The organism is Actinopolyspora lacussalsi, from assembly GCA_030803735.1.
Lineage (GTDB): Bacteria > Actinomycetota > Actinomycetes > Mycobacteriales > Pseudonocardiaceae > Actinopolyspora > Actinopolyspora lacussalsi.
In genome coordinates, this window is the sequence record JAURUC010000001.1 from 2,923,230 (window position 1) to 2,938,302 (window position 15,073).

A 15,073-nucleotide genomic window follows, 5' to 3' on the forward strand; every position below is an offset into this window, starting at 1 on the left:
CCGTTCTCGCGTTCCACCGCGAACGACCCGATGACGAACGACCCGGACCGATCGGTTCGCGGCCGGAGGGATCCGAAGTACCGGGGAATCCGGATCACCGCCACGACCGAAAGAGTACCAACCGGGCCGGAACCCGATCCCACGATGAACCGATCAGTCCGCTCCCTCGGCCCGACCCCGCCGCGGCGGCTGCGCGCGCGAGGTTATCGCCAGCCGGTTCCAGCTGTTGATCCCCGTGGCGGCCCAGGTCAACACGGCCGCCTCCGCCTCGGAGAAAGTCTCGCGCACCCGCTGCCACACCTCGTCGTCGACGTGGCTCTCACTCACGAGGGTGACCGCCTCGGCCAGTTCCAGCGCCGCGCGTTCCCGCTCGGAGTAGAGCTCCACCTCCCGCCAGGCGGGCAGCACGTCGAGCCGTTGTTGGGAGATGCCGAGCTCGCGCGAGTCCGACAGGTGCATGTCCAGGCAGAACGCGCAGCCGTTGAGCTGCGAGGCCCGGATCTTGACCAGTTCGTAGATCTCCTTCTCCACGCCGGCTCGTTTCAGCTCCTCCTGGATCGACTGCTCCAGGTTCCGCATCGCCCGGTAGACCTCCGGGGTGATTTCGGCGAGGTTCATGCGTTGTTCGGTCATGGTGCGAATCTATGCACTCGCGGGGCGCGGATATGGTCCAGTTCGATGCGTGACGACAGGTCCAGTTCGGATCGCTCCGGACCGGGTGGCATCGACCTCCACCTGGATCCGCGGGCGAGAGTGGGCAGCGGCGAGCTGGCGGCCTCGCTGCGAACCGCGATCCGCGAGGACAGGCTCCCGCCGGGAAGCAGAGTTCCCTCCACCCGGGACCTGGCCGGCGATCTCGGAGTGTCCCGGGGCACCGTCACCCGCGCCTACGAACTGCTAGTGGCCGAGGGGTTGCTCCTCACCCGACAGGGGGCCTCGACCGTCGTCGCCGACACCGAGCCCCCGACCCGCAGGCACGCTAGGGAGTCACCGGTCCGGCGACCCACCGACCTCCACTGGGACCTGCGCCCGGGGAAACCGGATCTGAGCATGTTCCCCCGTTCCGACTGGCTGGTCGCCCAGCGACGCGCGCTCCGCCACGTGCCCGCGGCTGAGCTCGACTACGGCCACCCGGCCGGCCATCCGCTGCTGCGGGAGGCGTTGGCCGAGTACCTGGGGAGGGTTCGGGGAGTTAGCACCTCACCGGAGCGGATCGCCGTGTTCGGCGGTTACAGCCAGGCCCTGCGGGTCCTCGCGGAGGTACTGCTGCGGCGCGGGACGCCTTCGGTGGACTTCGAGGACCCGTCGCTGCCGAAGTTGCGCGAGATCGCGGGCGAGGCGGGTCTGCGGGTGAACGGGGTCCCGCTGGACGAGTCAGGCTTCGATCCGCGTGGTTCGCACAGCCCCGTCCTCGTGGTGACACCGGCACACCAGTACCCGCTGGGCGTGACCATGTCCGCGGCACGACGCGCCGAACTGAGCAGGCTCGCGCGAACCGAGGACAGGCTGGTCGTCGAGGACGACTACGACGGCGAGTTCCGGTTCGACCGCGAACCGGTCGGGGCGCTGCAGCGGTGGGCACCGGAACAGGTGATCTACGCCGGAACGGCGAGCAAAACCCTGGCGCCCGGACTTCGGCTCGCCTGGCTGGCGTTGCCGGAGCGACTGGTGGAGCCGGTGCGCGAACGCAAGGCCGACGGCGATCGAACACCCCCGGTGACGGAACAACTCACCCTCGCCGAGATGCTGCGCTCCGGAAGCTACGATCAACATGTGCGGCGCTGCCGGGCCGGTTACGAGCGACGGCGACGGCGGATCGTGGCCGCGCTCACCGAATCCAAGGTGCGCCACGAGCTGTATCCCGCGGGGATCGCGGCAGGCCTGCACCTGACGCTGCGACTGGCTCCGGAAGGGCTTTCCGAACAACGGGTGCTGCGACGACTGCGTCGGCACTCCGTGGCGGTGGAAGGTCTCGCCGAACACTGGATGGACGACCGGCGGCGACAGGAAGGTCTGGTGATCGGTTACGCCGCTCCGCCGGGACACGCGTTCGGGCCGGCGCTGCGAACGTTGTTACGTGTTCTGTCGGAGAGTTGAACCGGAAGTTCGAGGGCACGACGACGGAGCCGGGGCGTTGGTCATCAGGGCCGCTTCCCGCTGTGACTACGGCAGCACCGCACGAAGCAGTATCGAACAGGCGTTCTATCCTGACCTTTTTCGCTGGTGTGACCGAGAGAGGAAACGTGAACGAACAACAAGACGTGACCACCGAGCAGCCCACCACCGAGCAGAACGTCACCGCCCAGGGCGTCACTGAGCAGGGTGATACGGAGCGGGGTGATACGGAGCGGGGAACCGAGAACGCCGAGGCGAGCAACGGCAATGCGGAGCAGGGCACCCAGAAAAAGGCCAAGGGGCGCAAGCAGACCGGTGCGCGCAAGACACGTCAGGTGGAACTGACGCTGACGGTCAGTGGAACCGCCGAAGGCGAGTGGCAGGCCGATCTGACGCACGCGGGCAAGAAGATCGTGCAGGGACTCCCGATCGCCGCCTCCGCCGTTTCCAAGGCGGCCGGTGAACTGCACGACGACATCTCGGAAGCGATCGAGTCGGTGCTTTCCGAGGCCCGCCAGCAGCACGAGGCCAGGCTGGCCGAGCTGGAGGCGGAACTGCAGCGGGTGCGCAAGACGCTGGAGGACCTGGAGAGCTGACCTCCGGTTCGAGCGTCTCCGGCTCGGTTGCGGAGGGGCTCGCCTGGCGGAATCTCCGGTGCGGCTCTCGCTCCGGGGAGGCCCGACATCGGGTAGTCACTACACAACGTCGGGCCTTCCTCGCGAGAGCCGCACCGGGGAAACCCCGGCGGTGCGGGCCGCGTAGCCGTGGTGTTTCTGACGGCGTCGATTTCTCGCGAAGTCACCGGTCCTCGGCGCAGTGCCGAACACCGAACACCCACACAGGTCGGACTCCGACCACTCTCGCAGGCCGAGCTCCTACCACTCCTCCAACTCGCACCGCCGCGGGTTCTCACGGGTCGTCTCGCGAGGACAGCCTCGACGTGGCGTAGTAACTACTCGATGTCGAGGATCCCGCAGCGAGACGGCCCGTGAGGTTCCGCCACCGGCACCGGCACAACCGCCGAAGCTTCACAACAAAAAAGCTCCCTGCTCGGAGGAGACGAGCAGGGAGCCTGGCGACCACGACGGTGCGCCGAACACTTCCCCGGTTCGGCGCACCGTTTCGCGTCAGCGGTAGTCGCGACCGAAGTCGAAGTCGTCCAACGGAACCGCGGCACCGGTACCCGGGCCGAACACGTCCGGTGCGTAGTAGCCGTCGTCGTAGGACGGGATCGCGTAGGCCGCGGCCCGTGCCTCCTCGGTCGGCTGCACCTGGATGTTGCGGTACTTGTTGATACCGGTACCGGCCGGGATCAACTTACCGATGATGACGTTCTCCTTCAGACCGATCAGCTTGTCGCTGGCGCCCTCGATCGCGGCGTTGGTCAGGATCCTGGTGGTCTCCTGGAAGGAGGCCGCCGACAGCCACGACTCGGTCGCCAGCGATGCCTTGGTGATACCCATCAGCACCGGACGGCCGGAGGCGGGGTCGCCGCCCTCGGAGACCACGCGGCGGTTCTCCGACTCGAACTGCGCCCGCTCGACCGGCGAACCGGGCAGGAACTCGGTGGCGCCGGAGTCGATGATGATCACACGCCGCAGCATCTGCCGGACGATGACCTCCACGTGCTTGTCGTGGATGCCCACACCCTGCGAGCGGTAGACCTCCTGCACCTCGCGGACCAGGTGCAGCTGTGCCTCCCGCGGGCCGAGCACGCGCAGGATCTCGTGCGGATCGACCGCACCCTCCATGAGCCGCTGCCCGACCTCGACGTGGTCACCGTCCTCGAGCTGGCGCTCCGTGCCACCCACGTTGAGCACAGCGAGCCGCTGCCGCTTGGACAGTTTGTCGTAGGTGATGTCCTCACCGCCGTCGTCCGGGGTGAGCGTCATCTTCCAGTAGCGATCGTTGTCCTCCAGCTTGACCCGTCCGGAGGCGTCGGCGATCGGCGCCTTGCCCTTCGGCAGCCTGGCCTCGAACAGCTCCTGCACACGCGGCAGACCGGCCGTGATGTCGTCACCGCCGACACCGCCCTGGTGGAAGGTACGCATGGTCAGCTGCGTACCAGGCTCACCGATGGACTGGGCGGCCACGATGCCGACCGCCTCGCCGACGTCGACGAGCTTGCCGGTGGCCATGGACCGGCCGTAGCAGTAGGAACAGACTCCCGAACCGGACTCGCAGGTCAGCACGCTGCGGACCCGCACGGTGCTCACACCGGCCGAGATCAGTGTCTCGATGGCGGGATCACCCAGGTCCGAGCCCCTGGCGAGCAGGATGTTGCCGTCGGAGTCGGTGACGTCCTCGGCGGTCATCCGGGCGTAGACGCTGGTCTCGACGTGCTGCTCGCGGACCAGCTTGCCGTCCGGCGTGGTCTCGCCGATCGGCATCCGGATACCGCGGTCGGTGCCGCAGTCGTTCTCGCGCACGATCACGTCCTGCGAGACGTCGACCAGACGACGGGTCAGGTAGCCCGAGTCGGCGGTACGCAGCGCGGTGTCGGCCAGACCCTTGCGGGCACCGTGGTTGGAGATGAAGTACTCCAGCACCGACAGGCCCTCTCGGAAGTTGGTCTTGATCGGGCGCGGGATGTACTCACCCTTGGGGTTGGAGACCAGCCCACGCATACCGGCGAGCTGCACCACCTGGGACATGTTCCCGGCGGCACCGGACTTCACGATCATGCTGATCGAGTTGTCGTCCGGGAAGTTGTTCTCCATCGCCTCGGAGACGTCGTCCTTGGCCGCGTTCCAGACCTTGACCAGCTCGGCGTTGCGCTCGACGTGGGAGAGCGCACCGCGCCGGTAGCGCTTCTCCACTTGGTCCGCCTTCTCCTCGTAGGAGTCGAGGATCTCCTTCTTGTTCGGCGGCACGATCACATCGGAGATCGCGGTGGTGACACCGGACCTGGTGGCCCAGTAGAAGCCCGCGTCCTTGAGCTTGTCCAGCGTCTGGGCGACCGAGACCATCGGGTAGCGCTCGGCGAGATCGTTGACGATCGCACCCTGGGCCTTCTTCGGCAGCAGCCGGTTCACGAACGGGTAGTCGGCCGGCAGCAGCTCGTTGAACATCACACGGCCGAGGGTGGTTCGCAGCGTCAGCGAGCTGCCGGGCTCCCACTCCTCGGGTGTGTCCTCCTTGGTCGGGACGATGTCGTTCATCCGGATCCTGACCATCGCCTGCAGGTCGAGCGATCCCCGGTCGTGAGCCATCAACGCCTCGTCGTACGAGGAGAAGGCGTGTCCCTCACCGGTGGCACCGTCGACCTGGCGGGTCAGGTAGTAAAGCCCGGTGACCATGTCCAGTCGCGGCATGGCCAGCGGACGTCCCGAAGCGGGCGAGAGGATGTTGTTGCTGGACAGCATCAGCACCCTGGCCTCGGCCTGGGCCTCGGCGGACAGTGGCAGGTGAACCGCCATCTGGTCACCGTCGAAGTCGGCGTTGAACGCCTCGCAGACCAAGGGGTGCAGCTGCACCGCCTTGCCCTCCACGAGCTGCGGTTCGAACGCCTGGATACCCAGCCGGTGCAGCGTGGGCGCACGGTTGAGCAGCACCGGGTGCTCGGAGATGACCTCCTCGAGCACGTCCCAGACCTGCGGGCGCTGCCGCTCGACCATCCGCTTGGCGGACTTGATGTTCTGCGCGTGGTTGAGGTCGACCAGCCGCTTCATGACGAACGGCTTGAACAGCTCGACCGCCATCTCCTTCGGCAGGCCACACTGGTGCAGCTTCAGCTGCGGACCGACGATGATCACCGAACGGCCGGAGTAGTCCACGCGCTTACCGAGCAGGTTCTGCCGGAAACGACCCTGCTTACCCTTGAGCAGGTCGGACAGCGACTTCAGCGGCCGGTTGCCCGGACCGCTGACCGGACGGCCGCGCCTGCCGTTGTCGAACAGCGCGTCCACCGACTCCTGCAGCATCCGCTTCTCGTTGTTGATGATGATCTCGGGGGCGCCGAGGTCGATCAGACGCTTGAGGCGGTTGTTGCGGTTGATGACCCTGCGGTAAAGGTCGTTGAGGTCGGAGGTCGCGAAGCGGCCACCGTCGAGCTGCACCATGGGGCGCAGGTCCGGCGGAATCACCGGGATCGCGCCGAGCACCATGCCCTGCGGGCTGTTCTTGGTCGTCTGGAACGCGGCGACGACCTTCAGCCGCTTGAGGGCACGCAGCTTCTTCTGCCCCTTGCCGTTGCGGATGACCTCACGCAGTCCCTCCGCCTCGGCGTCGATGTCGAAGTTGGCGAGCAGGGCCTCGATCGACTCGGCGCCCATGCCGCCGGTGAAGTACTCGCCGTAACGGTCGTAGAGCTCGCGGTACAGCGACTCGTCCGAGATCAGCTGGCGAGGCTCCAGCTTGGTGAAGGTCTCCCAGATCTCGTCGAGCTTGTCGATCTCCTTCTGCGCCCGCTCGCGGAGCTGGCGCATCTCGCGCTCGCCGCTCTCCTTGACCCTGCGGCGGACATCGCTCTTGGCGCCCTCGGTCTCGAGCTCGGCGAGATCCGACTCGAGCTTCTGCGCCCGCGCCTCCAGGTCGGAGTCACGCTGGTCGGCGATGTTCTTGCGCTCGACGCCGATCTCGCTCTCCAGCGTCGGCATGTCGTTGTGCCGCATCTCGGTGTTGACCGAGGTGATCACGTACGACGCGAAGTAGATGATCTTCTCGAGATCCTTGGGAGCCAGGTCGAGCAGGTAACCGAGCCTGCTCGGCACGCCCTTGAAGTACCAGATGTGCGTGACAGCGGCGGCGAGCTCGATGTGGCCCATCCGCTCACGCCGCACCTTGGCACGAGTGACCTCGACACCGCAGCGCTCGCAGATGATGCCCTTGAACCGGACTCGCTTGTACTTGCCGCAGTAGCACTCCCAGTCCCGGGTGGGCCCGAAGATCTTCTCGCAGAACAGGCCGTCTTTTTCCGGCTTCAGGGTGCGGTAGTTGATGGTCTCGGGCTTTTTGACCTCGCCGTACGACCACTGGCGGATCTCGTCGGCGGTCGCCAGTCCGATACGGAGTTCGTCGAAGAAGTTGACGTCAAGCACGTCGGATCTTCTCCCTTTGTTGGGTGTGTGCCGGGTGGACGTGGGGCCGGTTCGCGGCGGCCACGGCGGGCTGCCGCGAACCGGCGACGAGGTCAGTTGACGACGTCGTCGACCGAGGGGGCCTCGTTCTTGGACAGGTTGATGCCGAGGTTGGCCGCCGCGCGTTCGAGGTCCTCGTCGTCACCGTCCCGCATCTCGATGGCGGCACCGTCGCTGGAGAGCACCTCGACGTTCAGGCACAGCGACTGCAACTCCTTGAGCAGCACCTTGAACGACTCCGGAATACCCGGTTCTGGGATGTTCTCACCCTTGACGACCGCTTCGTAGACCTTGACGCGACCGAGCACGTCGTCGGACTTGATCGTCAGCAGTTCCTGCAGCGTGTAGGCGGCACCGTAGGCCTGCATCGCCCAGCACTCCATCTCACCGAAGCGCTGGCCACCGAACTGGGCCTTACCGCCCAGCGGCTGCTGGGTGATCATCGAGTACGGCCCGGTCGACCGTGCGTGGATCTTGTCATCCACCAGGTGCAGCAGCTTGAGGATGTACATGTAGCCGACCGCCACGCGGTGGGGGTACGGCTCCCCGCTGCGTCCGTCGATCAGCATCGCCTTGCCGTCGCCGTCCACGACGCGCTCCCCGTCGCGGTTCGGCCTCGTCGACGACAGCAGACCGGTGATCTCCTCCTCGCGAGCACCGTCGAAAACCGGGCTGGCCGTCTTGGTACCCGGCTCGACGTCGTAGAGCTCCTCGGGGATCTTCTTCGCCCAGTCCGGATCCCCGTCGATCGACCACCCCTGCGAGGCGATCCAGCCGAGATGGGTCTCCAGGACCTGCCCGATGTTCATACGCCGCGGCACACCGTGGGTGTTGAGGATGATGTCCATCGGGGTGCCGTCCTTGGTGAACGGCATGTCCTCGATCGGCAGGATCTTGCCGATAACACCCTTGTTGCCGTGCCTGCCGGCGAGCTTGTCACCGTCCTGGATCTTGCTCTTCTGGGCCACGTAGACCCGGACGAGCTCGTTGACCCCGGGCGGGAGCTCGTCGTCCTCCTCGCGGTTGAACACGCGGACGCCGATGACCTTGCCGGTCTCACCGTGCGGCACCTTCAGCGAGGTGTCCCTGACCTCCCTGGCCTTCTCCCCGAAGATCGCGCGGAGCAGCCGCTCCTCCGGGGTCAGCTCGGTCTCACCCTTGGGAGTGACCTTGCCGACGAGGATGTCGCCGCCCTGCACCTCGGCACCGATGCGGACGATGCCGCGCTCGTCGAGGTCGGACAGCACGTCCTCGGAGACGTTCGGGATGTCCCTGGTGATCTCCTCGGAGCCCAGCTTGGTATCGCGGGCGTCGACCTCGTGCTCCTCGATGTGGATCGAGGTGAGCACGTCGTCCTGCACCAGCCGCTGGGAGAGGATGATCGCGTCCTCGTAGTTGTGCCCCTCCCACGGCATGATGCCGACGAGCAGGTTCTTGCCCAGCGCCATCTCGCCGTCCTCGGTCGAGGGACCGTCGGCGATGACCTGCCCTGCCTCGACCCGGTCGCCCTCGTTGACGATGGGCTTCTGGTTGATGCAGGTCCCGTGGTTGGACCGGGCGAACTTCTGCAACCGGTAGGTACGCCGGTTGCCGTCGTCGTCCATGATAGTGAGGTAGTCGGCGCACAGGTCCTCGACGACACCCGCCTTCTCCGCGGTGATGACGTTGCCCGCGTCGACGGCGGCACGGAGCTCCATGCCGGTACCGACGAGCGGGGACTCGCTGCGCAGCAGCGGAACCGCCTGCCGCTGCATGTTGGCACCCATCAGGGCGCGGTTGGCGTCGTCGTGCTCCAGGAACGGCAGCATCGCCGTGGCCGCCGAGACCATCTGACGCGGCGAGACGTCCATGTACTCGATCTCGGTGGGGGCGAGCAGCTCGACCTCGCCGCCCTTGCGCCTACCGAGCACACGGTCCTCGAGGAAGTTGCCGTCGTCGTCGATCGGCGTGTTGGCCTGCGCCTTGGTGTAGCGGTCCTCCTCGTCGGCGGTGAGGTAGTCCACCTGATCGGTGACCACACCGTCGACCACCTTGCGGTAGGGCGTCTCGATGAACCCGAACGGATTGACCCGGCCGAAGGTGGCCAGCGAACCGATCAGACCGATGTTCGGCCCTTCCGGCGTCTCGATCGGGCACATCCGGCCGTAGTGCGAGGGGTGGACGTCACGAACCTCGACGCCCGCACGCTCCCTGGAGAGACCGCCCGGCCCCAGCGCCGAGAGCCTGCGCTTGTGCGTCAGGCCGGCCAGGGGGTTGGTCTGGTCCATGAACTGGGAGAGCTGCGAGGTGCCGAAGAACTCCTTGATCGCGGCGACGACCGGGCGAATGTTGATCAGTGTCTGCGGTGTGATCGCCTCGACGTCCTGGGTCGTCATGCGCTCGCGGACGACGCGTTCCATCCGGGAGAGGCCGACCCGCACCTGGTTCTGGATGAGCTCGCCCACGGTGCGCAGCCTGCGGTTACCGAAGTGATCGATGTCGTCGAGCTCGACCGGGACGTCGTTGTCCTCGGAGCCCATCGAGTTCTCGCCCGCGTGCAGCCGGACCAGGTACTCGATGGTGGTGGCGATGTCGTCGTGTGTGAGCACGCCCGAGGTGAACGGCAGGTCGATGCCGAGCTTCTTGTTGACCTTGTAGCGGCCGACGCGGGCGAGGTCGTAACGCTTCTCCTTGAAGAAGAGGTTCTCCAGCAGCGTCTGCGCGCTCTCCTTCGTCGGCGGCTCGCCGGGACGCAGTTTGCGGTAGATGTCCAGCAGGGCCTCGTCCTGGCCCGAGGTGTGGTCCTTCTCCAGGGTCGACAGCATCGTCTCGGAGAAGCCGAACCGCTCGCGGATACCCTCGGCGGTCCATCCCAGCGCCTTGAGCAGGACGGTGACCGGCTGCCTGCGCTTGCGGTCGATCCGCACACCGACGGTGTCGCGCTTGTCGACGTCGAACTCCAGCCAGGCACCCCTGCTCGGGATGATCTTCGCGCTGTAGACGTCCTTGTCGGTCGACTTGTCGACGGTCTGGTCGAAGTAAACGCCGGGCGACCGGACCAGCTGCGAGACCACGACACGCTCGGTGCCGTTGATGATGAAGGTGCCCTTGTCGCTCATCACGGGGAAGTCCCCCATGAAGACGGTCTGGCTCTTGATCTCGCCCGTCGTCTGGTTTATGAACTCCGCCGTGACGAACAGCGGAGCCGCGTAGGTCATGTCCTTGTCCTTGCACTCCTCGATGGAGGCCTTGACCTCATCGAACCGCGGGTCGGAAAAGGACAGCGACATGGAGCCCGAGAAGTCCTCGATCGGGGAGATCTCGTTGAGGACCTCTCCCAGACCACCAACGGGCATTTCCTCGCCGGCATCGACCCGGCGCTGGAACCAGGCCTCGTCACCGACGAGCCATTCGAAGGATTGGACCTGCAGATCGAGCAGGTCTGGTACTTCCAGCGGCTCACGGATCTTCTCGAATGAGACCCGCCTGGGGGCCCCAGGGATCCCCCTCGTGAAGTTGGAAGCTGCAGAGACCTTGGTCGCGCGGGAGACTGCCAAGATGCGTCCTTCCGGGACTCTGAACTGGCTGCAACCGCTTCCGGAGCGTTGGGTGTAAGTGTCCGGATAGCACGGCTGTCAAGGGTGCAATGGCGCCCGCAATCCGGAAAACCCCAGCGCAGGGGTCCATTACTGAGTCCTCAGGCCAGGGAACGGAGAATGCGGGCAGCGCAACGTAGCAGTCTAGCGCGCGTGTCGCCCGCTGTCGAGAGGGGGCCAGTACTGGCCGCCCCGATGATCACCGCATCACCCGCTGGTTCATCTCCTGCGTCGTCCGCTCCGGCGTCTGCCGGGAACAAGCGTGACCTCCCGGAGGCCGTGAGTCAAGAGCTCCACACCGCATCACTCTCCCGACGGAAAACAGGATCACTCGATGTGGTTAGGAACCACTCCGTGCGCTGCTGCTGTCACGGTACGCCGCGATCGGAGTCACATCGTCCGCGCCTCCACCTTTCGACGAGTGGCGACCACGAGGCCCACTCGGGACGCGCTCGGGACGCGCGAGCGCCTTCCCCGCCGCCACGAACACCGTCCCGCTGCCCGACACGCGAGGTGTCCGCCGCCCTACCGGACCCGCCTCCCGACGGCACTCGAACACCGGAAAAACGTTGCGTATTCCCACAGTGCGGACAATCGACGCGAATTTTTGACCGATACCCCGGCGAAGCCGCACGGGACGCTCGTATCGTCTGCAGCGAGCAGCGGGCATGGCACGATCGAGATGTGACCGTGCGGAACCATGATCCTACTCTATGGACGCTGCCGGCTTCCAGGAGCCGGCCCCGGTTTCGCACCGGCGGTGACACGGGAGAACAGGATGGACAACAAGGTGAACCAGCAGGACCGAACCCCCCGGGACGACCGGACCGAACGTCCGACGCCGGAACAGGGGGCGAGCGGCACCGGAAACAGCTGGTTCACCAACGAGGCGGACGATCCCCCCTCATCCGAGCAGCTGGAGCAGCGAGAACCGGAGCAGCGAGAGCCGCGGCAGCAACAGCGGGGCACGGCCGCCCCCCATCCGGCAACCGCTCATTCGGCAACCGCTCATTCGGCAGCCACCCATTCGGCAGCCGCTCGTGCCGCCGCCCCCCGTTCGGCGGAGCAGGACGCCGAACAGCGATACGCGGACGCGCTCGCCGCGCTCAACCGGATGATGAGCACCTTCGACTTCAAGGAACTGTCCTGGGTCACCGAGGTGCTGCGCGCCACGGCCGGAGCGCTGCCGGAGCAGGACCCCTCTCGTCCCGGGGTACTCAACAACCTGGGAAGCGCCGCCCAGCTCGCGCACCTCGCCTCCGGTGATCTCGCGCACCTGGAGGACGCGGTGACCTATTACCGCTCCGCCGCGGAGGCGGCGAGCAGCGACGATCCGGACGTGGTCCTCTACCTGAGCAACCTGGCACTGGCACTGACCGACTGCGCCGGCCGCAAGGGCTCGGCCGAGCAGGCCGTCGAGGCGGTCGACGTCGCCCGGCTCGGGGTCGAGCGCACCGGCACGGCCGGGGCGGGGGGCACGGACTCCGACTCGGCGGACCTGCCGCGCCATCGGGACACCGCGCTGATCCGGTTGGGAAACGCGCTGAAACTGCACGCCAGGCTCGCGGCCGACAACGACTCGGACGACGAGTCGATCGAGGTCTTCCAGGCCGCGCTGCGGGAGTCGAGCGGCCAGGACGGTGCGCAACGTCCCGAGGGCCCGGACCTGATGATCAGCCTCGGCTCGGCGCTGCTGCGCAGACACGAGCGAACCACCGATCCGAACGACCTCGACGAGGGGATCAAGTACCTGCGCACCGGCGTGGGGATGCTCCCGGACGGACAGCACCGCCGTTGGATGCTGCTGCGGTTCGCGGAGGCGCTGCGACTGCGCTACCGCCAGCGGGGTGACCTGACCGATCTGCAATCGGCGATCAACGAGCTGTTCGGGGTGCTCGACGACCTGGAGTCGGGCAACCCGGTGCTGGGCAAACTGATCTGGAACCTCACCTCGGCGACGGTGGAACACCTGGACAGCAGCGGCGAGTCCGGCAATCTCTACCGCGCGTTGAAAACGATCAGCCCGGTGATGCGCAACCTGGCCACCGACGATCCGAACCGGGCCGTGGCGCTGGCGAGCTACGGAGCGCTGGCCCGCAGGCACTACCTGCACGCGGGCAACACCGCGGCGCTGGACACCGCCGTGGCCGCGGGTGAGGCGGCGCTGGACGCCGAGACAACGGCGCCCAAGCGCTGCGCGGTCCTCAACTCGCTGGCCTCCACACTGATCACGCGGTTCGAGCGGGCGGGCCAGCAGTCCGACCTGGATCGCGCCCACGCCGCCGCCAGTGAGGCGCTGCAGGACTCCGAACAGCGCACCGCGCCGCAGTACACCGCCTACGCGCAGCTGGGTGTGGTGTCCACGCACCAGCACCGGCTGAACTCGCGCAACGACGAGTTGGAAACGGCGATCGAGATGTTCGACAGGGCGCTGATCGCCATGCCGGACTCGGCACCGGAACGCGTCACGGTCGCCACTCACCTCGGCCGCGCGCTGCAGACCCTGCACCGCCGCACCGGCAGGCGGAAGCTGTACCGGTGGGCTCGCAGAACGCTGACCGAGGCGGCCACACTGCCGACCGGCCCGGCCGATCAACGCCTCAAGGCCGCCAATCTGTGCGGCAGGCTCGCGGCGCAGGCGCACCGCTGGTCCGAGGCACTCGAATCGTTCACGCTGGCGGTCGAGCTGCTTCCGCTGGTCACACAGGGCAAGCGCGCGGTGGCGACCCCGACGGTGCAGCGCCGCTGGGCACATGTGACCGCCGACGCGGCGGCCTGCGCGATCGAGGTGGGCAAACCGGAGCGGGCCGTGGAGCTGCTGGAGCACGGGCGTGCGGCGCTGCTTTCCGAGCTGATGCCCGCGGGCAGCGAGCTCGGGCAACTCAACCTGACCCATCCGGACCTGGCCACCGACGCGGTGCGGCTGCGCAGGCTGCTGGACCGCCACCCCGAGGAGCCGATCCTCGGCGGGGTGGACGTCATCGACGACGTGCGGCGCAGGCGCTGGCTGGCGGACACCTGGGACGAGTTGCTCGGCGAGATCCGGAACGAGTCCGGCGGTGATCGGATGCGGCCGTGGTCCTTCGACACCCTGGCAACGGCCGCCGACGAGGGAGCGGTCGTGTTGATCAACCTCAGCGAGTTCCGTTCGGACGCGGTGATCGTCTTCGGTGGTCGTGCTCTGGTGGTCCGGCTGCCCGGCGTGACACCGGAGCTGGCCGAGGAGCACGCGGCCTCCGCGCTGAACGCGGCGCAGCAGGCACAGCGCACGGCCGACACCGAACGCACCCTCGGTATGACGCTGGACTGGCTGTGGCAGCACGTCACACGCCCGGTGCTGGAGCGGATGGGATACACCCGCACACCGCCCCAGGGAGCGCGGTGGCCCAGGCTGTGGTGGAGCACGCAGGGTGCCGCGGCCTTCCTCCCGCTGCACGCGGCGACCTCGACCGGCGGGGACAGCGCGTTGGACCGCGTGGTGTCCTCGCACACGCCGGGACTGCGCGTGCTGCTGACGACCAAGCGGCGGCGGGAGCGGACCGGTGCCGACACGGCGCTGATCGCGGGCCCCTCCGACGAGCGGACTCCCGAACAACCGGGCAGGATCCCGGCACGGCACTGGTCCTCGGCGACCGCGATGTCGGAGCGCGACCACACCGCCGACGACGTGTTCGCCGCGTTCGGGCACCACCAGCTGATCCACGTCTGCGAACCGAGCACGCAGCACGCCGCCCAACCCGCCGCCGGACTGGTGCTGGACCGGGAGGACCGCGCCAGGTCGCTGAACCTGCTCGACATCGGGCAGCGGGACTTCGGGGACGCGAAGTTCCTCTGCCTGGCCAGGTGCAGGACGAAGGACGCCCCGTCGGCGGCGGCGCTGACGATGGCGGGGGCGTTCGCCTTCATCGGATTCGCGCACGTGATCAGCACGCTGTGGGCGATGCACCGGGGTCCGGCGGAGGACGTGCTGGCGGCGCTGTACGCGGAGCTGGCGCGCGACGGCGAGTTCCGGGCCGAGTTCTCCGCGGGAGTGCTGCACGCGACCACGCGCCGACTTCGGCGGCGCTACCCGGAGGCACCGACGCTGTGGGCCGGTTACACCCACGTGGGGGTCTGAACGTCGGTTCGGCGGAACGGTCGGCGGCGTCGATTTCTCGCGAAATCGCCGTGCAGGTGTGGGGCCGCGCACGTGGGGCCGCGCACGTGGGGCCGCGCACGCGAGTACTGGGAGTGCGCCCCACCACCGCCCGGCGGTGGCGAGGTGTCCCGGCCGAGCGGCCCCGGTCGACCCCGTAACGGGGGCGT

The 15,073-nt window shown here is 67.5% G+C and carries 6 protein-coding genes; 3 read left to right on the plus strand and 3 right to left on the minus strand.

What is annotated here, in order from left to right; genetic code table 11:
- Positions 1 to 153 precede the first annotated feature (153 nt).
- Complete coding sequence (locus J2S53_RS13000; RefSeq protein WP_456241175.1) at positions 154 to 633, minus strand: carboxymuconolactone decarboxylase family protein; 480 nt, start codon at positions 631 to 633, stop codon at positions 154 to 156.
- A gap of 45 nt (positions 634 to 678) precedes the next feature.
- Between J2S53_RS13000 and pdxR the strand changes: the two genes are divergently transcribed.
- Positions 679 to 2,097 carry a MocR-like pyridoxine biosynthesis transcription factor PdxR gene (gene pdxR, locus J2S53_RS13005; RefSeq protein ID WP_456241176.1) on the plus strand — a complete coding sequence of 473 codons (1,419 nt, stop codon included), beginning with the start codon at positions 679 to 681 and terminating at the stop codon, positions 2,095 to 2,097.
- A 146-nt stretch (positions 2,098 to 2,243) separates the two neighbouring features.
- Positions 2,244 to 2,711, plus strand: coding sequence for a DUF6319 family protein (locus J2S53_RS13010; protein ID WP_456241177.1), 468 nt, complete (start codon positions 2,244 to 2,246; stop codon positions 2,709 to 2,711).
- A 531-nt stretch (positions 2,712 to 3,242) separates the two neighbouring features.
- Here the strand turns inward: J2S53_RS13010 and J2S53_RS13015 are convergent.
- Positions 3,243 to 7,154, minus strand: coding sequence for a DNA-directed RNA polymerase subunit beta' (locus J2S53_RS13015; protein ID WP_456241178.1), 3,912 nt, complete (start codon positions 7,152 to 7,154; stop codon positions 3,243 to 3,245).
- Positions 7,155 to 7,246: 92 nt separating this feature from the next.
- A complete protein-coding gene (rpoB, locus tag J2S53_RS13020; RefSeq protein WP_092976523.1) occupies positions 7,247 to 10,729 on the minus strand; it encodes a DNA-directed RNA polymerase subunit beta in 3,483 nt (1,160 codons plus the stop codon).
- Positions 10,730 to 11,546: 817 nt separating this feature from the next.
- Between rpoB and J2S53_RS13025 the strand changes: the two genes are divergently transcribed.
- A complete protein-coding gene (locus J2S53_RS13025; protein ID WP_456241179.1) occupies positions 11,547 to 14,885 on the plus strand; it encodes a CHAT domain-containing protein in 3,339 nt (1,112 codons plus the stop codon).
- The last annotated feature ends 188 nt before the right edge of the window (positions 14,886 to 15,073 follow it).

Coding starts and splice junctions, on each gene's coding strand:
- J2S53_RS13000 (WP_456241175.1), bottom strand. CDS start 633: ATGACCGAACAACGCATGAACCTCGCCGAAATCACCCCGGAGGTCTAC.
- pdxR (WP_456241176.1), top strand. CDS start 679: ATGCGTGACGACAGGTCCAGTTCGGATCGCTCCGGACCGGGTGGCATC.
- J2S53_RS13025 (WP_456241179.1), top strand. CDS start 11,547: ATGGACAACAAGGTGAACCAGCAGGACCGAACCCCCCGGGACGACCGG.